Source organism: Pumilibacter muris (genome assembly GCF_943193045.1).
GTDB lineage: Bacteria > Bacillota > Clostridia > Christensenellales > Pumilibacteraceae > Pumilibacter > Pumilibacter muris.
The window spans coordinates 19,670-41,659 of record NZ_CALPCN010000011.1 but is presented as its reverse complement, the minus strand read 5'-3'; the positions used below and the strand labels follow the sequence as shown (position 1 = coordinate 41,659).

Here is a 21,990-nt window from a genome sequence, read left to right as displayed (position 1 = left end):
CCTTTTTCGCACCGTCCTTAGCGGATTCAACGTGTGGTTCTTATAATCCCGTCCGTTTTCTTACTTGCGGGGATTTTTTATGTTTGCCTGCGCCGCAGCCAAGCGCGCAATAGGCACGCGGTAAGGCGAGCAGGAAACGTAAGACAGCCCTATATTGTGGCAAAATTCCACGCTCGAAGGGTCGCCGCCGTGTTCGCCGCATATTCCGCAATGCATATTCGGACGGGTTTTTCTTCCGAGTTCGACAGCGGTTTTCATGAGGCTGCCAACGCCCTTTTGGTCAAGGCGTGCAAACGGGTCGCTCTCGTAAATCTTAGCGCCGTAGTATGCGCCCAAGAATTTGCCCGCGTCGTCGCGGCTGAATCCGAACGTCATTTGCGTAAGGTCGTTGGTTCCGAAGCAGAAGAATTCGGCTTCGGTAGCGATTTCGTCGGCGGTGATTGCCGCGCGCGGAATCTCTATCATAGTGCCTACTTCGTATTTAAGCTTTACTCCCGCAGCCTTGATTTCAGCGTCTGCGGTTTTCACAACTATGTCTTTAACGAACTTCATTTCCTTAACTTCGCCCGTTAAAGGAATCATGATTTCGGGAACGATATTCCAAGCCGAATGCTTTTTCTTAACATTGATTGCCGCTTTTATAATAGCTTTGGTTTGCATTACCGCAATTTCGGGATAAGTTACGGTAAGGCGGCAACCTCTGTGTCCCATCATGGGGTTGAACTCGTGGAGCGAATCTATAATCTCGTGTATTCTCTTAACGCTCTTGTTCTGCGCCTTAGCGAGAGCCTTTATATCGGCTTCTTCGGTGGGAACGAATTCGTGAAGAGGCGGGTCGAGGAAACGGATAGTAACGGGATAGCCGCCGAGAGCTTCGAACAGCCCCTCGAAGTCGGCTTGTTGCATAGGCTCGATTTTGGCGAGCGCGGCTTCTCTCTCTTCAACCGTATCCGAACAAATCATTTCGCGGAACGCGCCTATTCTGTCGGCGTCGAAGAACATGTGCTCGGTGCGGCAAAGCCCTATGCCCTGCGCTCCGAACGCGGCGGCTTGCTTAGCGTCCGAAGGAGTGTCGGCGTTGGTGCGCACTCCGAGAGCTTTGTATTTGTCGGCAAGGCTCATTATTCTGCCGAAGTAACCGGAGTTGGGGTCGGCGGGAACGGTTTTTATAGCGCAATCGTAAATATTGCCTGTGGAACCGTCGAGGCTGAGCGCGTCGCCCTCGCGGAACGTTTTGCCAGCAAGTTCGAAGTATTTTTCTTCCTCGTGCATTTTAATGTCGCCGCAGCCCGACACACAGCAGGTGCCCATGCCGCGAGCAACAACCGCAGCATGCGAAGTTTGTCCGCCGCGAACGGTAAGAATGCCTTGCGCGTATTTCATACCCTCGATGTCTTCGGGAGAGGTTTCGAGACGCACAAGAATAACCTTTTTGCCTTTCTTTCCTTCTTCAACGGCGTCTTCGGCTGTGAACACGATTGTGCCGGTTGCGGCGCCGGGAGAAGCGGCTATGCCCTTGCCAACAACGTTGTTCTTATCGGCGTCTTTAAGCGCTTTCGTGTCGAACGTGGGGTGAAGCAACATGTCGAGCGATTTCGCGTCTATTTGCATAAGCGCTTCTTGCTCGCTAATCATTTTTTCGTCTATAAGGTCGCATGCGATTTTAATTGCGGCGGCTGCGGTGCGCTTGCCGTTACGCGTTTGAAGCATGTAGAGCTTTTTGTTCTCTATGGTGAATTCCATATCCTGCATGTCGCGGTAATGGTTTTCAAGAGTTTTACAAACGTTTTCAAACTGCGCGAACGCTTCGGGGAACACCTCTTTCATTTGCGCAATGGGCATGGGAGTGCGAACGCCCGCAACAACGTCTTCGCCCTGAGCGTTCACAAGGAATTCGCCCATAAGTCCTTTTTCGCCGGTAGCGGGATTACGCGTAAACGCAACGCCGGTACCCGAATCGTTGCCCATGTTGCCGAAAGCCATCATTTGAACGTTTACGGCAGTACCCCAGCTGTACGGAATGTCGTGGTCCATGCGGTAAATGTTCGCGCGGGGGTTGTCCCAACTGCGGAACACCGCTTTTATAGCGCCGAAAAGCTGTTCTTTGGGGTCGGTCGGGAAATCCTTTCCGATTTTGGCTTTGTATTCGGCTTTGAACTGCGAAGCGAGTTCTTTAAGGTCGTCGGCAGTAAGTTCAACGTCTTGCGTAACCTTTTTCTTTTCTTTCATTTTGTCGATGAGCTGTTCGAAGTATTTCTTGCCCACCTCCATAACTACGTCGGAATACATTTGAATGAATCTGCGGTAGCAGTCCCACGCCCAACGGGGATTACCGGATTTTGCGGCGATTACTTCTACCACTTCTTCGTTAAGTCCGAGATTCAAAATAGTGTCCATCATGCCGGGCATGGAAGCGCGCGCGCCGCTGCGAACGGAAACCAACAACGGGTTTTGCTTGTCTCCGAATTTTTTGCCGACGAGCTTTTCGAGCTTGTCTATGTTTTCCATGATTTCGGCTTGAATGTCTTTATTTATCTGCTTGCCGTCCTCATAATACTGAGTGCAAGCTTCGGTTGAAATTGTGAATCCTTGCGGCACGGGCAATCCGAGATTTGTCATTTCCGCAAGGTTGGCGCCTTTTCCGCCGAGCAACTCGCGCATTTTGCCGTTGCCCTCTTTAAACATATAAACGTACTTTTTGGACATGTTGTTTATCCACTCCTTGTAATGATTTTTTTACCAAAATTTATTATAACACAATACGACGTTCGAAAGCAACTGTTTGAATAAAGGTTTTTGCGCGTTTAAAACATAAACTCGCCGCATTGCGCACACTTATTCGCCTAAAAACTAAAAACTCAAAGCCGTGCTCAAACTGTTGAGTTTTCCGAAATGCGCCGTAAAACGCGAAGCGTATTGCCTTATAAGTTGAAAAGTCACCGACTTTTCGGGCGCAATCAAAGACACCGAGCCTAGCTCGGCGCCGAGAAGTTTTTCGCAAACCGCTCCCTTTTCACCCGCAGGTATTTGCGCGCCCAATCCGCAAGACACGAAAGCCGCAAGCAAAATTCTTAAACAAACCGCATGGGCGCAAACGTCTTCGAACGACGCAAGTTCGCCGAGCGCCGCCACAGTTTCGGCATACATACGCTTGTTTTCCACCTTAACGCACTTGTTAGCCACTTCGCAAACAAAGCATGCGGCGGCGAAAGCTTGAGGTTCGTTCGATATTCTCAAAAACGACAGTTCGCCGAAATCGGCGCCGCCGAGTATGTAATAGCCCGCTTTCGACGGGCAAAGATAATAATTGCACGCCGAAAAGAGCTGTGTTGCGAATTTGAGTTTGTATTTGGGCTTTAAAGCGCCTCTCGCCAAAACGCCGTACACGTTGCCGTCGTCGCAAAACACGTCGAGCATTTTGTCGTTGTCGCCGCGCGGGCGGCTACCTATGCAAACGCCGCACGCCTTAACGTCGGTCATAAAAAGTCCGACCTCCTTTGTATTTAAAGCTCCCGCCCGTCAGTCTAAAATGGAACGCTCGCGCTCTCCGTTGTTGTTCAAATCGCTGTATAGCATATACAATCCCGGCATACCCGTTTGAGCGAACATCAGCCACACAAGCTCGGCTGCGGGCAACGAAGCACCCGTTCCCAAAGCGTTTCCCATTCCGTCGTCGTAAATTCCGTTAATCATCGGCAATAAAACCTCCGATTTTAGCATACCCAAACGAGAGCGAAAGATTTAACCGCAAGGCTATTTTACAAATTTTTCTTTTTGTCGTAACCTATGTCGCGGAGCACGTTGTGCTTGTTGCGCCAGTCCTCGCGCACTTTAACAAAAAGTTTTAAATACACTTTCGTTCCGAGCAATTTTTCTATGTCGGCGCGGGCGCGCTCGCCTATTGTTTTAAGCTTACTTCCCTTTTCGCCTATTATAATCGATTTGTGGCTTTCTTTCTCGCAGATAATGTCAACGTCTATGTTGGCAAGTCCGCCGTCGTACACCATTGTTTGAATATAAACGCCTATTCCGTGCGGAATTTCGTCTTGCAAAAACAACAAAGCTTTTTCGCGGATTATTTCGCAAATCATGTAGCGTTCGCTCTTATCGGTTATGTCGTCGGGGTCGAAATAACAGTCGCCCTCCACGAGTTCGCCTTTAAGATAGCTTCTCAGCAGTTCTATGTTGTCGCCCTTGTAGCAAGACGTGGGAATAATTTCTTTAATCGCGCCGCGCTTGCCGTCTTCGCGCGTAAGATACGCAAGACGGGAAAGCATGGGATAAATTTTTTCGTAAGACACAAGGTCGGTTTTGTTTATAACCACATACACCGACGCCCCCGTGTGCAAGTGCTTTTCTATAAAAGCGATTTCCGAATCGGTAAGCTTTTTAGACGCGTCGAGAACTATAACTACGGCGTCCACACCGTCGGCGGCGGACGACACGCATTTGTTCATATATTCGCCGAGTTTCGATTGCGGTTTATGAACGCCCGGTGTGTCTACGAACACCATTTGAGAATTTTCGTCGGTTACGATTCCCAAAATTTTATCGCGCGTAGTCTGAGCCTTAGGCGTTACGATAGACACCTTTTCGCCTACCAACGCGTTCATAAGGCTCGACTTCCCCACATTAGGTTTGCCGAGTATTGCAATAAATCCGCTCAACATAATTTTTACCTCTTCGGTCTACGAGTTGTTCGCGCCATTCCCGCACTGCGGCACTATCGGCGCTCGAGCCCGACCTTTATTAAAATTTCTTCTTCCGCTTTTCTCATTTTCTTTTTGTCGGCTTCTTCAATGTGGTCGAACCCCAACAAATGCAAAAGACCGTGCAAAAAAAGATAACCCTTTTCTCGTTCCGCCCCGTGCCCGTATTCCGCCGCCTGCCTTTCGGCTATTTGGGGGCACACTACTATGCTGCCAAGCTCCACGCGCCCGCTTTCCGGCTCGAATTCGAAAGGAAAGTTTTCCTTTGTAAAAGGCGGATAATTTCCCGCTTCGAGCGAAAGCGCGGGAAAACTGAGCACGTCCGTCTCAACGTCGGTGTTGCGGGTTTCGCGGTTAAGTTCTCGTATTTCTTCGGGCGACGCGAACACGAGCTCCGCTTCCGCATTTCCTTTAAGCGAAAAATATTCGCTTGCCGCATCCGCTATTTTTCCGTAGTCGCCGCTCTCTTTCAACGCAACCGCAATCGCGCTCACAGGTTTGAACCTCCGTCGGGATAGCGAAGCCTTTTGTGGAACTGCCCGCCGTAAGCGTTTATAATAGTCTGTCTTATTGTGTCGAGGTCGCGGAGCGATATTGAACAATTATCGAACTGCCCCGCCTGAATTCTGTCGTGAATGAGCTTTCGCAAAAGAGCGTCCACGCGCTCGGCGTCGGGGTTGTCCATAGCGCGTATTGCCGCCTCGCCGCTGTCGCACAGCATTATTATAGCCGCGATTTTCGAAACGGGAGTTCTGCCGTGATAGCTGTACCAATCCATGTCAACTTCGCCGTCGGTAAGCTGTTTGGCTTTTGCGTAAAACACATAAATGGGCAAAGTGCCGTGATGCTCTACCGTTATATCCGAAACCTCGCTCGGAATTCTGTATTCGTCGCAAAGCTTTTTGCCTTCCGTTGCATGATTGCGGATTATTTCGGCGCTAACTTCGGGCAAAAGTCCGTCGTGCGGGTTCATGTCGCCTTGATTTTCTTTAAAATACTGCGGGTTCGCAAGTTTTCCGACGTCGTGATAATATGCGCACGCGCGCGCAAGATAAGGATTTTCGCCTATCGCGCTCGCGCAAATTTCCGCAAAGTTGGCAACGGCAAGGCTGTGGTTGAACGTGCCGGGAGCCTCCTCTTTAAGGCGCTTTATAAGCGGGGCGTTGTGGTCGGTAAGTTCCACAAGACGGGTGTTGGTTACAAGATTAAACACCGTTTCGAAAATGGGCTGCAACACAACCGCAACTATTACCTGCCCCAAAGTTCCGCCCGCAAGAAATCCGATTTCAACAAGATTGAGAACCTGACCGTTAAACGCCGTAACAACCGCGAACACCGCGAGCACCGAAAGCGACGCCACGAACAAACCTTTAAGCAAAAAGTTCAACCGCTTAACGCTGTTTTTAATCCAGTATGCCACAATCGAACCGCCGGTAAGACCCTGCGCGAATTTCGAAACCACAGCGTAGTAGTGCGTGCTTTGCGTCAGGTGGTTTTGAGTAAGCAATATAAACAGTATTAAAATATTAGTGAAAATGTTGGCGCAAAACGCGTCGCGCCCGTTTGCAAGCGTGGCAACTATAAACGCCGCAAGCATTGCGGGCATAAGAAACGAATTTATTTTTTCAAGCCACACGTTTGCAACAACCGTAAAGCCGATTGCGGTATAAACGGCGGAAAACAGCCTTATGTTTTTTAATACCTCAGTTCTGCTGCTTGCCACATAAACGAAGTGCCCCGATAATATAACGATTATCACTATGGCGAACAGAATGTAAGACACAACCGTAAATCGTGCCTTAACGTCTTCCACCAAAACGAATTTAAGCACTGAAGCGCAAACTATTACCACCGCAGTAGCAAAAAACACGAAAAAAGCACGCGCGACTTCCCGCGCGGATGCTTTATGTCCTTTAACCGTTGACGCTTTTTCCATCGTTTTTCGGTTCTCCTTTGCTTGCTTTTTCATACGCCGACACGATTTGTTGCACAAGCTCGTGGCGCACTACGTCAGTTTCTTTAAGTCTTATAACGCTTATTTTATCTATACCGCTCAAAACTTCGGCGGCGTCGGCGAGCCCGCTTTTTCTGCCCTGCGGCAAATCTATTTGCGTTAAGTCGCCCTCAACCACCATTTTACTGCCTTCGCCCAAACGGGTTAGAAACATTTTCATTTGCTCGCATGTTGTATTCTGGGCTTCGTCGAGAATCACGAACGACGATTTAAGCGTTCTGCCTCTCATATACGCGAGCGGCGCAATTTCGAGAACTCCTCTTTCAATCAGCCGCAAATAGCTTTCGCCCATCAACTCTTCGAGAGCGTCGTACAGCGGGCGCAAATACGGGTCTACCTTCATTTGCAAATCGCCGGGCAAATATCCGAGTTTTTCTCCCGCCTCGATTGCTGGTCGCGTAAGAATTATTTTCTGAACCTCGCCCGCTCTTAAAGCGCTTACCGCGCGCGCAACCGCCAAAAAGGTTTTTCCGGTGCCTGCGGGTCCTATTCCTATTACAACGGTATTCTTCTTTATTGCGTTTATATACTCGAGCTGACCCGACGACTTAACCCTTAGCTTTTTACCTTTGTGAGTAACCGCAGCCACAGAACCGTATATTTCCGACAGGTTGTCCGCCTCGCCGTTTTCTATAAGGCGCGCCGTGTGCGAAACCACTCTGCGGTTAAGTTCTTCGCCGAGCTCCGACAGTTCTTCGAGCGCTTCTATAAGTTTCGCCGCTTTCGCCACTCCGTCGTCCGTTCCGCGAACCGACAACCCGCCGTCCGAAAGCGACACGCTCACGCCGAACGTCTTTTCTATGAGCTTAACGTTTTCATCGAGCTCGCCGAAAAGTCCCGCCATATCCGCGCCGAATTTTATAGTTTTGGTTGTTGTAGATTTTGCCGTAAGAACTTACTCTCCGTAATTGATTTTTTCCGTTTCACGCTCCGCCGATAACCATTTCGGCTTCTATAAAAACGTTAACTCGCCACAAACCGCCGCCGAGTTCACGCACCGTTCTGCTTGCGGTGAAACCGTTTGTAACGGCTTCGTGCACAAACTCCGACACAATCCTTTCCTCTGTGAGCGCGGCAAGCTCTTCGATGTCGGCGGTCTTTTTTACCCTTTTTGTTTCGGTAACGCGCGAACGAATTACCTTTACGGGCAAAAACGCGTTGAACTTGGAATAGCTTTCCACAATTTCCACGCCGTCGGCGCTTTTCGGCTTTTTGCCAAGCGTCAGTCCGAATAGCTTTAAACGCGTTCGGCTATACGTTTTTTCCGCAACGGTTTCGTACCATTCGGTGGCTACGGTAACGCTTTTAGTGAAAGCCACTTTGCCGTAAACTATTCCGCTTGCCCGAGTATGCGTAGGTTCTGCTCCCTCTTCGGTTACTCGATACGCGCCTATCAGCGGGGCTCCCTTAAACACGTTTTGACCGGGTTTTACGAGAACGGTTCCTTCGCGCGCCACAATACGCGTTACGGTGGCGTCGTAGTCAGAAAGAATATCGGTATCCGAAAAAGCCAAAGGCGGGGCAATTTCGTCGCTCTCGAAAACCTCGATTGCTATCGTGGTGCCTACTCTTTTAGCGGTGGCAAGTTTTATGCCGTCGATACCGCGTAGCACAGCCGCCACAGCTTCGGAATCGAATCCCGAAAGCTTTTTGCCAACGGCTATATGATTTGCGGTTAAGGCTTTTTCTATTACCTTATCCGGCACAGTCTCGTTGCCCGAAACGTCTATCCGCCAAATGTATCCGCGCGATAGAGCCACAAGCACCGAAAAAACAAAGACTCCCGCCATAAGCCCCGCGCGTTTCAACACTCCGCGAACCCGTTTTCCTAAGCTCGAAAAAGACTCCGCAGTGTAATTATAACACATTCCGTCCAAAATAGCAAAAGTTTTGCGCAGTTCTTTTTTTTCAACATAAAAGCCGAATTCGCGCGAGGAATAGCGAACCACGTCGAAAACCGCAACATTCTCTTTCGCAAGCGCGTTTACCACGCCCGCACGGTTAAAGCTTTCCACCCGCAAAGCTACGCGCGACGTCCTCATTTCGCGTCACCGCCCTCTTTCTCGCGTTTGGCTTTGGCGTTTCGGCTTTCGCCAGTTTCCACCGCCGCAATTTTACCGCGAACCAAAACGCTCGCGCCGCAAAGGTCGGAAACCGTAAGTTCCTCGCCCGTAACGTAAAGCACGCCGCGCTTCAAACGAAAAGCGATTTCTTCGCCGTCTATTCTGAGAACGCTTTGTATGCCCTCTAAATACACAGCTTCGCCGTTGTAGTTCACATAGTTGTAGCCGAGCGCCAAGCGCGCTTCGTCCATGCCTAACACTCGCGCAAATTCACCGAAAAAACTCATACTATATAGTATTTAACAAGCGGTGAGAATATGCCGCGAGCAAAGCCCGAAAAGGCTACACTTCGTCGTATACGGGTACCACCCTTATACTGTCGCCGAAAACGTGCACAACGCGCACCGTGCTGCCTTTTGCTATAAACTCTTCGCTACTCACAAAAAAATTCACGTTGTCGAGCGACATGTGCCCGTTGCCTGAAATGTCGGTTGTGGCAACTCCTTCACGCCCCAAAATGTAAGAATAGCCGTCGGCTTCCTCTTGCACCGAGCGTTCGAGTTTAAGCGCGAGCGAAGTTGCGAGCCACGCTTTTTTTTGCGTGAACAATTTTAATATGTGCGCCGCAAGCAACACGACCGCACAAAAAAACACCATAAAAAACAGCATAACAAGCGTGCCGCCCGAAAGCATTCGCACGGCTATGCCGCAAAACGTTAAAGCCGCACCGCAATATGCCGAAATTCTGTGCGCGGGCTGAAAAAACTCGATAACTATAAGCATCAGTCCGAGCGCAACGAGAATAAAAGTTACCACACTCATTCCCGAAAATAATTCAATTAAATTATGTTGCAAGCCTGCCGCAATCATTTAAGTCCCGCCTTGCGCGCAAAATCGACGCCCGCATGCAAACAACCGAGATTCGCGTCTATAAACTGCGGTTTATTTTTAAACACCTGCCGCACGGCGTATTCGGCGGATTCGAGCTTAATCCCCGTAAAGCCGAGCATAGCGCCGAACATCGCTATATTGTGCCCCTTTTTATTGTTTCCGCATAGCTCGTTCAAAGGAACGGCTACCGCGTTACTCTTTGTAAGGTATTCTTTTTTCGCAGTTTCGGAATCAACGAAAAATCTGCCGCCTTCGTTTAAAGCGGGAACAAAACGAGCAAGGCTCGGTTCGTTGAACGCAACGAGTAAGTCGGGGCGGCTTATAACGGGAGAAGCCACTTCTTTCTCGGAAATCACAACGCTGCAATTAGCGGTGCCGCCGCGCATTTCGGGCCCGTAAGACGGCAAAAAGGAAGTGTTTTTGTTTTCTTTCATTGCGGCATACGACAACATTAGCCCGAGCGAAAGCACGCCCTGTCCGCCGAAGCCGCTTACTATGATTTGTTTCATTTTCCTTTCACCTCGTTACTTTGCTCAACGTCTTTATAAACTCCCAAAGGATAAGCCTCACACCCCGCAGTTTTCGCGTATTCGAGCGCAGCCACAGGGCTCATGTGAAAGTTCGTGGGGCAAGTTGACAAAATTTCAATAAGCGAAAAACCTTTCTTTTCGCGTTGCATCTTAAAGCCTTTTTTAATTGCCTCGCGGGTTGCGCGAACCGCCTTAACGTCGTGAACAGAAGTGCGCGCTATATATGCGGGACCTGTGAGCGTTGAAAGCATTTCGCATATTTTAATGGGATTGCCGTGCTCTAATGGATTTCTGCCGCTCTGAGAAGTGGTTGTTTTCTGACCGGGAAGAGTGGTGGGCGCCATCTGCCCGCCCGTCATACCGTATATTCCGTTGTTTATGAATATAACCGTAATGTTTTCCCCGCGAGTGGCGGCGTGAACTATCTCCGCCATGCCTATACTCGCAAGGTCGCCGTCGCCTTGATACACGAACACCGTGCTGTTCGGATTAGCTCTTTTAACTCCGGTAGCAACGCTCGGCGCTCTGCCGTGAGCCGCCTGAAACATGTCGCATGTAAAATAATTATACGCGAACACGGCGCAACCTACGGGCGCAATTCCTATAACGTTGTCGGTGTCGCCGAGTTCTTCGAGCGCTTCGGCAATCAAGCGGTGAACAATACCGTGAGTGCAACCCGGACAGTAGTGCATAGGAGTATCGTTTAATAGTTTCGGCTTTCTAAATACTATTTTATCCATGACTGCGTAATCCTCCCCGCCTTTATATATTCGGCAACGTCTTCGGGCTTCATAACGTTTCCTCCCACGCGAGCGAAAACGCCTACCTGCGGACGGTTTTTGCTGTCGAACAAACCAAGCTTTACGTCCTCTATAAGTTGCCCGCAGCTAAGCTCCACCGAAACGAACGTTTCAGCACCGTTATCCGAGAGCTTAGCGAGCTCGCCGTAAGGGAACGGGAACAAAGTTATAGGACGGAAGAGCCCCGCTTTTATTCCGCCGTCTCGAAGCATATCCACAGCCGCTTTGCAGATGCGCGCCACAATGCCGTATGCCACCAACACCACTTCGGCATCGTCGGTGCGGTAGTGCTCGAACATTGTGTCGAGCTTTTTCATTTCCTCGTATTTTTTCGTTAGGTGAGCGTTGTGAGCTTCCAACGTGTCGGGATTCATAAAAATAGAATTTATCACTCTTTGTTTGCCGCCGTTATTTCCGCTTGCCGCCCAACTTTTTTTAGGAAGCTTGTTCACGTCTACGGCTACGGGAATTTGCGCGGGTTCCATCATTTGCCCAAGCATACCGTCTCCGAGAATCATAACGGGATTGCGGTAGTAGTCGGCGCGAAAGAAAGCTTTGTACGTTAAATCCGCAGCTTCCTGCACCGACGACGGCGCATACACGAGCATGCGGTAGTCGCCGTGTCCGCCGCCTTTCGTAGCCTGAAAATAGTCGCTTTGGCTCGGCTGTATGCCTCCGAGACCGGGTCCCGCGCGCATCATGTTAACTATAACGCAAGGCACTTCGGCGCCCGCTATGTAGCTTATTCCCTCTTGCTTTAAACTTACGCCCGGACTGGACGAACTCGTCATTGCCCGCGCGCCCGCGCCGCCCGCGCCGTATACCATATTTATTGCCGACACTTCGGATTCGGCTTGCACAAAATGCCCGCCCACCTCTTTCATGCGCCACGACATATATTCGGGAATTTCGTTTTGCGGAGTTATGGGATATCCGAAAAAGCAACGGCAACCCGCCGCTATTGCGGCTTCGGCAACAGCCTCGTTCCCTTTTAAAAGTTGTTTCATTTTTTAACGTCTCCTAATAAAAAATGCGGTTTTAATAACGTAAAGTACCGTAGGCGCGAAAAAGGCTTTAAACCTCTTTATGCACCTCTATTACGCAATCGGGGCACATTGTGGCGCAAAACGCGCAACTTATGCAACTGTCTTCGTCGGTACATTCCGCAACCGCATAGCCCATAGCGTTTATTTTGTTTCCGAGTTTAAGAATTTTTTTCGGGCACGCCGAAACGCACAGTCCGCACCCCTTGCATAAACTTTCGTTAAACAATAATTTTTTCATTTAAACTACCTCCGATTAGCTTTTCAGCCGCCGATTCGTTTATTACAAACTTTTAATAGAATAAACAACTTTTTGAATAAAAGTGTCGTAATCATTATAAACTACGCTATTTCCAAAATCAAATTGTAATTTCGATTTAGTCATTTCAAACTCATTATTTAAATAAAACTCCTTGTATTCTTTTCTGTCAATAAACTTATGACTTTCATCGTTATTTTCAATATGAACTATAAAAACAAGTGTTTTAAGTGGAGTATGTAAAAAATCTGCAGCATTATCTTTTGACAAAACGATATATTTTTTTAAATTATGCTCGTTAATCTTTTCAGGTTTTGATATTTCGCCGTCCTTTTTAAAATACGGAACACTATCGGGTATAACAAAAATCTGAAAATACGGAATTTGAGCAGAACGGATATTTGCAGTCTCACCAAGCATGTTCTCAAAGTAGTTATTAGAATTTTGTTGATAATTACTCATTACATATTTAACCGCAATACCCGCGATAGGCTTATCGTTTTCAGCCACAGTAATGTCAACAGTTTTATCTACATACCGTCCTTTAATTTTACGTTCTTTGTTGTCTTTAAAGCCTAAAGAATAAACCGAATACTTTTTATCACCCAACCGTTCGTTTAAATCTTCGGAAATTGCACCATGTAAAATTTCAAGTTTTTTATTGCTCCTTGCTCCCGTATGCAAATAATTTATAAAAGACTTTTTAAGCACCGCCAAAAATTGAGAATTGTTCATTTTGAAAACCTCTCCTTTGTGAATATTTGTATTCAAGAAATCTTTTTAAATCTTTTGATGAAAAAGTATAATATCCCCCACTTTTATATTTACCAAGTAACGAAATATATGACATAAACTCTTCACAATACATAATTTTTCGCAACTCGCTTTCCTCAATTTCCGTCAAAATATACAAACCACTGTAAACACCTACACCTTTACCGCATTTAATAAGTTTTATATCAAACGGTGACCTAATTAAAGCGTTTACCGAATATTTGTTTTTTTCAACATCGTTAATACCTTGAGTTCTGCCGAACCCGTACCAACCACTCTCGCTTTCCAAACTTCGCTTCAACAATAACTCCTTAGAAGTTTCAAAATATTTTTTAATGCGTTTATTGCGAGTTAAAATATTATACGGAATCAATTTGCCTTTCGAATACGGAAAAATACATTTGGCGTGCGCTCCCGTCGAAGCTTTTACAACGGGAATGGTAAATTCATTAAAATCAAATTCCCCGATAAAAAAGCCGTCCGCAAGAGTAGCAAAACCGTTTTTAACCGCGAAGCATTCTTTTATAGTCGTAAAGGACAAAATACTTTTTAATTCGTGCAAATTCTCTCTATTAGAAAAATAAAAATTGCCGCAAATAAAGTAATCTTCCACACTTAAAGTATCGACATAATATGGAATATTGTTATTAGCTTCGAATTGATAATACTCTGTCGTTTTCTTTTTGCGGTTATTTTTTAAAATTGCTATAGTTGTGTACGTTGTGGCGGAGAACGCCTGAAAATGCCTCAAATCAACAATTTTGTCGATTAAATTATTGTTTATTAAATGCGAGCGCATATATTTTCCCGCTATACTGTTAAAAAACGAACTCGGGGTTATATAGCCCAAAACTCCGCCGGCATTAAGCATTTTTAAACCGATTTCATAAAAGACAATATATAAATCGGTCATACCGTTTTGCGTAAAAGAAAATTTCTTTATATTGGAAAAATTATCTCCTAAATTATGAACTCTTATATACGGTGGATTTCCCAAAACGAAGTCCATTTTTCCATCGTATTTATCAACCGACAAAGCGTCGGCGCACATTATATCCCAAACGATAGAATCTAACCCGTAATTTTTAATTTTGGAGTTAAGCTTCTCAACGCATTTACGACATTCGTTCTCATCTATTTCCACACCGTGAATATATGCAGATAGCTCCTCGCTAAGAGAGCATAAATCTCTACTTGTTTTTAAAAACTCGTCGCAATATCTACCTACAATCGCAACCAAAAACGCGCCGTCACCGCAACTGTTGTCAATAACATGCTTTCTTAATATCGTATTTCCGTAATAACTTGACAAATCAAGTATGTTGTTTACGATATATTCGGGCGTATAGAACCGTCCGCTTAACTTTTCGGTTGATTTTGTAACTTCTGTTTTCATAAATACAAATTATTATATCATATTAAAACAATTTCCGCAATAGTTTCAGCCGCCGATTCGTTGTTGGTTATAGTAGAACACATATTGTTGCGCGTAGCCCGCGTTTTCGCCGTAGCGGCGCGAATAATATTCGTGCACCTTTTCGGGTGTGTCGAGTTCCGCCGTTTTGCCCGCCTTGAATATCCAAGTGTCAACAGGATAGCTCGCCGTTTTCTTGTATGCGAACAGCAAAATGCACTCCGCAACTTTCGGACCTATTCCCATGAGCTTGCAAAGTTCTTTTTTTGCGAACTCTTGCGGCATATTTTCTATTGCGTCAAGATATTCGCGCGTTAAAAGCGGAACCGTGTTATAAAGGTATCTGTCGCGGAAACCGCAGCCGAGAGCCGAAAAATCTTCTACGGAAAGCGTGGATAGCTCTTCGCGCGAAGGAAACGGCGCAATGCCGCTTTCGCCGCCAAAGCGCGCGCATATTCTTTCTATAATGCCTTGAATACGCTTAATGTTGTTGTTCGCCGATATTATAAAGCTAACCGTAGCTTCAAACGGTTGCTGACGCAAAATTCTTAGTCCGCCGCCGCACGCAAGGGCTTCGCGCAATTCGCCGAACTCCGAAAGTTCCGCCATAATGCGCGAATAGTCGGTTTCGAAATCGAAATAACGCGCAAAATATTCGGGCTCGTCCGTTTCTATAACGGTGTTGTCGCCGTCGTAATATAGCTTGCAGGTTTTATTTCCGCTCGCAACCGAATATGTTCCGTCGGCATTGTTGAAAAAACGAAAAAGCTGTCCGCATTTAAGCGTGCGCTCTATGTTAAGTTCTTCGCGCGGGCAAACTATGCCCCGTTCCGTTATTCTTTCGTTCATATATTCTACCGTTTTTTTATGTACGTTTAAACACGCTTTTTATTTTGCAAAAGCCGCAAAAAACCGTCCGCTTATAAAAATCGAATTTTTTACAACAAAAGGGTCGCCTTTGCAACCCTTTTCTTTAACAATTACGCCATAAAAGCTTAGGCAGGATAAACGCTGACCTGCTTTTTATCGCCTTTCTTTTCAAACTTAACCTTGCCGTCGGCAAGAGCGAACAGCGTGTCGTCGCTGCCGATTCCCACGTTTTTGCCGGGATGAACCGCAGTGCCGCGCTGACGCACAAGAATATTGCCCGCAAGCACGAACTGACCGTCGCTGCGTTTTACGCCGAGACGCTGTGCCGCAGAATCGCGCCCGTTTTTGGACGAGCCCATTCCTTTCTTATGCGCGAAAAGCTGAATATTTATAAACATTTCACTTAACCTCCAATTCAATAAAGTCCGAATAGCCCTCGTATAAATCGGCTATTCCCGCAAACATTGTTTCAAGTATCACGTCGGCGTCATGGCGCTCTTTTTCCGAAAGCTCTTTGGGAAGCTCCGCATAAAGATAGCCGTCGTCGGTTTTAAAAGCAACCGCTATTCCCGCCACGCGCATAAGTCCGAGAACCGCCGTTTGCACAACGCTCGAAAGCGCCGCGCACACAATGTCCTCTCCCTCAGCTCCGTAGCAAGTGTGTCCGTCGCACTCTACCGAAACTATTTTGCCGCCTTTCTTCTTAACGACTACGTTCGTCACGCTATTTTAACTATCTTAACGCGAGTGTAGCTTTGTCTGTGTCCGTTCTTTTTGCGCTCGTTTTTCTTAGCCTTATACTTGAACACAACGATTTTCTTGGTGCGCACATTACCCACGATTTCGGCGGTTACAACCGCTTTAACGTCGGCTCCCGCAACAACCGTTCCGTTGTCGGACGTCATGAGCACGGGAAATTCGACCTTGTCGCCCGGATTGCCGTCAAGCTTTTCCACCTCGATGGTGTCGCCCTCTTGCACGCGGTATTGCTTACCTCCGGTTAAAATCACAGCATACATTTTTTCGGTACCTCCTCAAGTTAGTATCCGTTATAGAAGGCAGACAACCGAAATTGCCGTTTAGGCGCCTTCTCTATACGACTCCACATATAATAGTAACACATAAGCGCAACTCAGGTCAAGCAAAATAAGCACGCTTTTTCGTTTGCGCGCTATTTTTTAGGACGCGGACGTATTTTGTTGTATATCAAAAACGCTATGCTTCCCGCAAAAAACACAAGCAATATAACAATATTCCATATAACGTAGCTTTTTTTTGCAAGTTCGCGGCGTGAAAGTGCTATGAGTCCGACAACTGCCAAAATATATTGCGCGGCAATAAGAGGCGCTACAATAACCCAAACGCCCACGCTCAACATTCTTCGCTCAATCCTTTTTTCAGCGCGCCGACAAGAGTTTCGGCGTCGGAAATGGCGTTAATTTGCATTCTCAGTTCTTTCGTGCCTCGCACACCCGCCAGATATTTGCAAAGATGTTTTCTCATTGTGCGAACCGCCACCGCTTCGGGAAAATATTCGAGCGCGTAGCCCAAGTGCTTTAATATCACATTCAAAAGAGGTCCTTTTTTCTCCCCTGCAAAAACATACGGTTTTCCGAGAGCGCCTCGCCCGAGTGCCACGCCCGAACAACCCGCTTTAACAGCGCGCTCTATTCCGCATAAATCGGTAACGTCGCCGTTGCCTATAACGGGAATACTTACCGCCCGCGCAACGTCGGCTATTTTGTCCCAATCGGCAACTCCGCTATAACCTTGCGCTGTAGTTCTGCCGTGCACTGTGATTGCCGCCGCGCCCGCCTCCTGCATTTTCTCCGCAAAGCTAACGGCGTTTATACTGCGTTCCGAAATTCCCAACCTATGCTTAACCGTAACAGGTCTGCCTTTTGCGCAAGCTACGCAAGCCGCTACGATTTCGGAGGCGCGCCCTTCGTCGCGCATAAGCGCGCTGCCCTCTCCGCATTTTGTAACTTTGGGAACGGGACAACCCATGTTTATATCTATAATATCGAATTTATCGAGTTCGGGCAAAGCGAGCGCCTTGCCGAAATATTCGGGTTCGCTTCCGAATAACTGAACGCAACTCGGCGTCTCGTTGGGCGCAAGCCTTAAAAGACATTCCGTTTTTTCGTTGCCGTAAACAAGCCCTTTAACCGAAACCATTTCGGTAACGGTGAGCGACGCGCCGTAATCGCGGCATATTCGGCGAAAAGCAACATCGCCGTAACCGGCAAGAGGCGCAAGCGACACGAACGGTTGGGCAAAGTTTATGTTGCCTATCTTCATATTGTTTTCAAAAAGTTTTCGGTGTCACTCAATTTTTCGGCTTCCGCAAACTTCTTTTTTACCGAGCTTACATACGCGCCGAGAGCCGTTTCGGCGTCTATTCCCAAATCCGCCATAACTGCGGCGAGAGCAAACAAACGCTTTCCGAAAGCTTGTTCCGAATTTTCTTTTCGCTCGGCGAACGCTTCTTTTCTTAGTTCGTCGGCGCCGCCGACACCCGCCTTAACGAGTTTTTTATACACCTTTTCGGCGGCAAGCAACGACGGGAAATTCTCGGGCAGACGGTTGAGCTTATCGGAGGTTGAAACGTAGCTCTTTTCCACCGACTTCGCCTGCTCCCAAAATCCGAGCGCTTCGTCGGCGTCTTGCGCTCTGTTTTCTCCGAATATATGCGTATGGCGAGTAACAAGCTTGTTGCACAGTCCCGTTATAACGTCAGAACGGTCGAATTCGCCAAAACGTTCCGCCATGTCGCAATGAAAAACCGCTTGCAAAAGAACGTCGCCGAGTTCTTCCGTCATTGCAGCTATGTCGCCGCCGTTTATCGCGTCTACAGCCTCGTATGCCTCTTCAAGCATATTTATGCGTATGCTTTCGTGCGTTTGAGCCTTATCCCACGGGCAACCGTCAGCCGCCGTAAGTCTGCCCATTATTCTGAGCAAATCGCCGAAGCAATATTTTTCTTTATAAAAGCCGTCTTGCGCCTCAACGTAAAGTTCGCACGAATAATCGTAAGAGCGCAGTCGGTCGAGTTCGTAAAGAGGTATTTTGCTAACCTTGTTCTTAACGCAAACGGTAACTTCCGTTTCGTCGCCGTAATACCCCATAAGCCAAAGCTTTAAATCGCCCGCAAGTTCCGCGTCGTCTATTTCCACAACGTGCAAAGCAAGCGAAGTGTCGAGTTCGGGCTTTTTTCTAACTGCGTCAAGCGCAGATATGCGCAACTCGCAGGGAGACGCGCCCCTCGCTTTGTTTTGCGCCACGCCGTAAATAAATTCAACCTTTTCGGCGCGAGCGCAAAGAGCGGCGGCGTATTCGTCAACTCCGTCGCCGTCGGTAAGATACGCAACGCTTCCGCTCTCGCGCTCCGCTTCCAAAACAGCGTCGCAAACCGCCGCCGCGAGCGCGTCGAAATTCTCGGCGGTATCAAAAAGATTGTCGAGCGGCACAACGTGCGGAAACTCTTTCAGCACACTGCCGCCCGCCGCAGTTTTAGCCGAACGCAAAAAAACGCGTTTCGATTCGGCGATTTTTTTCGCCGCTTTAAAAGTAAGTTCGCCTTTGTCGGCGCCTATTCCTATAACGGTAATCATACCACATATTGTAGCAAACGGCTAAAATAATGTCAACCGCCTTTCGGCGTTTAAACGCAAAGCGCTTACAATATTTTAAGCAAATCGCTCAGCGTATCTAAAGCGTAAGTAGCCTTGCCGCACTTTAAGGCGTCGCCGAGCGCCGCCACGCGAAAGCCGCCCGCAAGCCCCGCGTCCACGCCGCTCTCGGCGTCTTCCACCACAATGCAGTCGGCGGGTAATAGCGAAAGTCTGCTTGCCGCCAACAAAAAAACTTCGGGGTCGGGCTTAGAGCGGGTTATGTCGTTGCCGTCGGCAACCGCATCGAAAAAGTTCGACAGCCCCAAACGCGCCAAAATTGCGGGAGTGTTTTTGCTCGACGAACCGACCGCCGTTTTTATTCCTTTTGCGCTAAGCGTTTCGAGCGTATGCCTAACGTCTGTCGATAAATCGGAGGGAGACATGTTTTGCAACATTTCTTTGTAAATCTCGTTTTTATAATCGGCAAAACGCAACTTCTCTTCGCTTGAATATGCTTTACCGCTCTTTTCGAGCACCACTTCCAAACTTTCCATGCGGCTCACTCCGCGTTGCCGAGCGTTGTCGGCGCGCGTAAAGTTTTCTATGCCGAGTTTTTCCGCCAAAGTTTTCCAGGCAAGATAATGATATTCGTCGGTAGAACAAAGCACCCCGTCCAAATCGAAAATAACACCTTTCGTTTTCATTTTCAGTTCCTCTCTAAGCGATAAACTCGTAACTTTTTTTAAGCGTTATTAAATTCGCTTTGCCGCCGCTCTCCACCGTTACCGCAAGCGCGTCGCCTTTTAAAAGCGTAAGCTTAATATTGTTGCCGATTGCTCGCAATTCGATTTCTCGGTTGCGGTATTTTATTTTTGCGGTAATCTTTTTAAACAGCGGCATGGGGTTTGGCGCAAAACTCAACCCGCTTTTGTTTGCGCGCATTCCGAAAAGCCCGTGTATAACCGCAAGATAGCCGCCCGCCAAACAACCGCTGTGCACGCCTTGCCACCCTACGCCGTGCAGGTCGCTAACGTCTATTTTCAGAGCGTCCATAAAGTAATTATAAAACGACAACATTCTGCGGTTGTGCGCGCTTGCAATGGCGTGCACGGGGAAAGTAAGCGACGAACTCGTTTCGCACATTTGTTCGTAATAATCCCAATTTTCGGCGTAGGAAGAGCGAGGCAATCCTACGTCTGCCAAAGTATAGAGCAAAACAACGTCAGGCTGTTTTATAACCTGACTCTTATGGTAAAGCCCGCTCTTTTTCATTTGAAACTGTTTCAGAGTTCCCTTGCCCGCTTCTTCGAGCGAACGCGAAAGCGAGAAATAGCCGTCGAATTGCGGAATAAGCCCGCTTGCCGTTTTAGGCAAATAAAGCCTGCTTGCAACGTCCGAAAGCTCCCTCCTTTCTTCTCCGCTTATGTCGAAGTTAAATTCGTCGCACAACTCTATAAACCGTTTGAGCACAAAAGCCACGCAGTAATTCGTGTAGGCGTCGTTATTAACATAAGGGTGGTGTTCGTCGGTGCCCGTAACTTGAAGTATCTCGTATCTGCCGTTCGTTTCGGTTACGCGGCTAAGCCAAAACAGCGAGCATTCTTTCAGCATTTCCATGCCGTATTCGAGCATGAACGCGGCGTCGCCCGTACATTCGTAATAATTTATTATCCCCATAGGAATATCCGAATTTATGTGCGCTTGCATAAACGGATGTCGAACGTAATTCCACACTTTTTCTTCGCCCGTAACCGACGAACAGAAAGCGTATTTCGCGCCTTTATAGCCCAACTGCTCGGCGTTCTTTTTAGACTGCGCAAGCATACGGTAGCGATATAAAAGAAGCTGTTTCGCAGTTTCGGGCGCGGTGAAAATAAAATACGGCAGTTGATGAATTTCGCAATCCCACCAAACGAATTGATTGTAGCGCTCCCCCGTCAGACCTTTCGCGGCAACGCCGTGAACGCAGTCGTGGCGCGACGCAGAAATAGCGGTGTGATAGCTCGCAAACCTAAGCCATCCGTCGGCTTCGCCGTCGCCCTCGATTTGCACGTCCATAGGCTTAAAATATTCGCCGTAAGCTTTTATATGCGCCGCTCTGCGCTCCGCGTAATCGCAACCGTAGCGCAAACTTTCCTCTTTAACCCACTCGCAAACTTCGCGCTCGGTGTCGCGCTCGGTGCCTACATACGTAGTTTTTTCGAGAACGTATTCGGCGGCGGGAGCGCAAAGCACGCTCGCCCCTATTCTGCCGTTTTCGAAATACGTTTGTTCGAGTTCGCCTGCGGGAAAGCGGTTGCGCACCGCATAAGCCGCTTTAAAACGAAATTTATTGTTCGCATGGAACGACACGAACAAATCGCAACCGTCGGCGCGCGCCTCGTCCGTTCGGGTTATAATCTGCCCGCCCGTTTTTACGGCGGTATCCACGCCCGATATTATACGCACCGGAAGCGAGTGGTTCACGGGTCGAACGCTAACGCGTTGGCAATACAGATTGTCGCGCTCGAACGACGCGAAACGCGAAAAAGTCAGCTCGGTTTTGTTGCCGTCGCCGTCGTCCCAAAGCACTTTGCGGCGCAGTTCGGCGGCGCGGGTGTCGAGTTCGCGCTCCCATTTAAGAATTTTCCCCTCGTGCGGAAAAAACGTTTTACTTCCTATCTGAACGCGAACAAGCAAAAAGTCGGGCATGTTTACGCAACTTTCCTGTTTTTCGAACGTTTTTAACCCTTCCTCGTTCAAATAGTATTTTTTCATATACTCGTTGTCGGCAAAGGGTTCGCACACTTCGGTTATTTCGTCTATGTAGCCGCGCACAAACGCGCCCTGAACGCGCAACGACGCGTATTCTTCAAAACTGCCGCGCACACCCATGTAGCCGTTTCCCGTAGTTAAAAGCGCCGCCAAAAGCGGCTCGTCGGAAACGTCGTATTTGCTCTCGCATATAAATCCTTTCTTATTCAGTCCGTACATATTTAAGCTCCTGTTTGTTGCCGCAAAAAGGGCGCT

The 21,990-nt window shown here is 48.0% G+C and carries 25 protein-coding genes; all 25 read right to left on the bottom strand.

The features are described from left to right. Nucleotides 1–60 precede the first annotated feature (60 nt). The 25 genes from ppdK to NFR62_RS09785 all read right to left on the bottom strand — a co-directional run bounded on the left by ppdK (nucleotide 61) and on the right by NFR62_RS09785 (nucleotide 21,954). Nucleotides 61–2,706 carry a pyruvate, phosphate dikinase gene (gene ppdK / locus NFR62_RS09905; RefSeq protein ID WP_251617988.1) on the bottom strand — a complete coding sequence of 882 codons (2,646 nt, stop codon included), beginning with the start codon at nucleotides 2,704–2,706 and terminating at the stop codon, nucleotides 61–63. A gap of 144 nt (nucleotides 2,707–2,850) precedes the next feature. Next, entirely contained in the window at nucleotides 2,851–3,480 is a 630-nt protein-coding gene (recO, locus tag NFR62_RS09900; protein WP_251617979.1) for a DNA repair protein RecO, read from the bottom strand. A gap of 39 nt (nucleotides 3,481–3,519) precedes the next feature. Continuing rightward, on the bottom strand, nucleotides 3,520–3,693 hold the full coding sequence (locus NFR62_RS09895) for a hypothetical protein (RefSeq protein ID WP_251617977.1): 174 nt from the start codon (nucleotides 3,691–3,693) through the stop codon (nucleotides 3,520–3,522). Between the two features lie 65 nt (nucleotides 3,694–3,758). Beyond that, nucleotides 3,759–4,670 (bottom strand): GTPase Era, encoded by a 912-nt coding sequence (gene era / locus NFR62_RS09890; RefSeq protein ID WP_251617975.1) that lies wholly within the window; start codon nucleotides 4,668–4,670, stop codon nucleotides 3,759–3,761. A 53-nt stretch (nucleotides 4,671–4,723) separates the two neighbouring features. Then, the gene (ybeY, locus tag NFR62_RS09885) at nucleotides 4,724–5,203 is read right to left on the bottom strand and encodes an rRNA maturation RNase YbeY (protein WP_251617972.1); all 480 of its coding nucleotides are present in this window, start codon (nucleotides 5,201–5,203) and stop codon (nucleotides 4,724–4,726) included. Continuing rightward, on the bottom strand, nucleotides 5,200–6,645 hold the full coding sequence (locus NFR62_RS09880; protein ID WP_251617962.1) for an HDIG domain-containing metalloprotein: 1,446 nt from the start codon (nucleotides 6,643–6,645) through the stop codon (nucleotides 5,200–5,202). The genes ybeY and NFR62_RS09880 overlap by 4 nt, the downstream gene beginning before the upstream one ends. Then, nucleotides 6,623–7,567, bottom strand: coding sequence for a PhoH family protein (locus tag NFR62_RS09875; RefSeq protein ID WP_251617959.1), 945 nt, complete (start codon nucleotides 7,565–7,567; stop codon nucleotides 6,623–6,625). Before NFR62_RS09875 ends, NFR62_RS09880 begins: the two co-directional genes overlap by 23 nt. Before the next feature lie 79 nt (nucleotides 7,568–7,646). Then, complete coding sequence (locus NFR62_RS09870) at nucleotides 7,647–8,765, bottom strand: sporulation protein YqfD (RefSeq protein WP_251617957.1); 1,119 nt, start codon at nucleotides 8,763–8,765, stop codon at nucleotides 7,647–7,649. Next, complete coding sequence (locus NFR62_RS09865) at nucleotides 8,762–9,037, bottom strand: YabP/YqfC family sporulation protein (RefSeq protein WP_251617955.1); 276 nt, start codon at nucleotides 9,035–9,037, stop codon at nucleotides 8,762–8,764. The genes NFR62_RS09870 and NFR62_RS09865 overlap by 4 nt, the downstream gene beginning before the upstream one ends. Nucleotides 9,038–9,128: 91 nt before the next feature. Continuing rightward, nucleotides 9,129–9,656, bottom strand: a complete 528-nt coding sequence (locus NFR62_RS09860; RefSeq protein WP_251617953.1) for an NfeD family protein — start codon at nucleotides 9,654–9,656, stop codon at nucleotides 9,129–9,131. Further along, nucleotides 9,653–10,186 carry a 2-oxoacid:acceptor oxidoreductase family protein gene (locus tag NFR62_RS09855; RefSeq protein WP_251617951.1) on the bottom strand — a complete coding sequence of 178 codons (534 nt, stop codon included), beginning with the start codon at nucleotides 10,184–10,186 and terminating at the stop codon, nucleotides 9,653–9,655. Before NFR62_RS09855 ends, NFR62_RS09860 begins: the two co-directional genes overlap by 4 nt. Further along, nucleotides 10,183–10,947, bottom strand: coding sequence for a thiamine pyrophosphate-dependent enzyme (locus tag NFR62_RS09850; RefSeq protein ID WP_251617949.1), 765 nt, complete (start codon nucleotides 10,945–10,947; stop codon nucleotides 10,183–10,185). Before NFR62_RS09850 ends, NFR62_RS09855 begins: the two co-directional genes overlap by 4 nt. Next, complete coding sequence (gene vorB / locus NFR62_RS09845) at nucleotides 10,935–12,014, bottom strand: 3-methyl-2-oxobutanoate dehydrogenase subunit VorB (RefSeq protein WP_251617947.1); 1,080 nt, start codon at nucleotides 12,012–12,014, stop codon at nucleotides 10,935–10,937. The genes NFR62_RS09850 and vorB overlap by 13 nt, the downstream gene beginning before the upstream one ends. A gap of 67 nt (nucleotides 12,015–12,081) precedes the next feature. Further along, a complete protein-coding gene (locus tag NFR62_RS09840) occupies nucleotides 12,082–12,291 on the bottom strand; it encodes a 4Fe-4S binding protein (protein WP_251617945.1) in 210 nt (69 codons plus the stop codon). 42 nt (nucleotides 12,292–12,333) lie between these two features. Further along, nucleotides 12,334–13,044 carry a hypothetical protein gene (locus NFR62_RS09835; RefSeq protein WP_251617943.1) on the bottom strand — a complete coding sequence of 237 codons (711 nt, stop codon included), beginning with the start codon at nucleotides 13,042–13,044 and terminating at the stop codon, nucleotides 12,334–12,336. Then, entirely contained in the window at nucleotides 13,013–14,479 is a 1,467-nt protein-coding gene (locus tag NFR62_RS09830) for an HsdM family class I SAM-dependent methyltransferase (RefSeq protein ID WP_251617941.1), read from the bottom strand. The genes NFR62_RS09835 and NFR62_RS09830 overlap by 32 nt, the downstream gene beginning before the upstream one ends. 45 nt (nucleotides 14,480–14,524) lie before the next feature. After that, the gene (locus NFR62_RS09825; RefSeq protein WP_251617940.1) at nucleotides 14,525–15,346 is read right to left on the bottom strand and encodes a DNA-3-methyladenine glycosylase family protein; all 822 of its coding nucleotides are present in this window, start codon (nucleotides 15,344–15,346) and stop codon (nucleotides 14,525–14,527) included. A 146-nt stretch (nucleotides 15,347–15,492) separates the two neighbouring features. After that, on the bottom strand, nucleotides 15,493–15,765 hold the full coding sequence (gene rpmA, locus NFR62_RS09820; RefSeq protein ID WP_251617938.1) for a 50S ribosomal protein L27: 273 nt from the start codon (nucleotides 15,763–15,765) through the stop codon (nucleotides 15,493–15,495). A 1-nt stretch (nucleotide 15,766) separates the two neighbouring features. Further along, nucleotides 15,767–16,090, bottom strand: a complete 324-nt coding sequence (locus NFR62_RS09815) for a ribosomal-processing cysteine protease Prp (protein ID WP_251617936.1) — start codon at nucleotides 16,088–16,090, stop codon at nucleotides 15,767–15,769. Beyond that, nucleotides 16,087–16,386, bottom strand: coding sequence for a 50S ribosomal protein L21 (rplU, locus tag NFR62_RS09810; RefSeq protein WP_251617934.1), 300 nt, complete (start codon nucleotides 16,384–16,386; stop codon nucleotides 16,087–16,089). The genes NFR62_RS09815 and rplU overlap by 4 nt, the downstream gene beginning before the upstream one ends. A gap of 152 nt (nucleotides 16,387–16,538) precedes the next feature. Then, complete coding sequence (locus NFR62_RS09805; RefSeq protein ID WP_251617932.1) at nucleotides 16,539–16,745, bottom strand: hypothetical protein; 207 nt, start codon at nucleotides 16,743–16,745, stop codon at nucleotides 16,539–16,541. Then, a complete protein-coding gene (gene dusB / locus NFR62_RS09800) occupies nucleotides 16,739–17,668 on the bottom strand; it encodes a tRNA dihydrouridine synthase DusB (protein WP_251617930.1) in 930 nt (309 codons plus the stop codon). Before dusB ends, NFR62_RS09805 begins: the two co-directional genes overlap by 7 nt. Beyond that, the gene (locus NFR62_RS09795; RefSeq protein WP_251617928.1) at nucleotides 17,665–18,981 is read right to left on the bottom strand and encodes a MazG family protein; all 1,317 of its coding nucleotides are present in this window, start codon (nucleotides 18,979–18,981) and stop codon (nucleotides 17,665–17,667) included. Before NFR62_RS09795 ends, dusB begins: the two co-directional genes overlap by 4 nt. A gap of 65 nt (nucleotides 18,982–19,046) precedes the next feature. Then, nucleotides 19,047–19,685 (bottom strand): beta-phosphoglucomutase, encoded by a 639-nt coding sequence (pgmB, locus tag NFR62_RS09790; RefSeq protein ID WP_251617926.1) that lies wholly within the window; start codon nucleotides 19,683–19,685, stop codon nucleotides 19,047–19,049. A 13-nt stretch (nucleotides 19,686–19,698) separates the two neighbouring features. Further along, a complete protein-coding gene (locus tag NFR62_RS09785) occupies nucleotides 19,699–21,954 on the bottom strand; it encodes a glycoside hydrolase family 65 protein (RefSeq protein ID WP_251617924.1) in 2,256 nt (751 codons plus the stop codon). Nucleotides 21,955–21,990 lie beyond the last annotated feature (36 nt).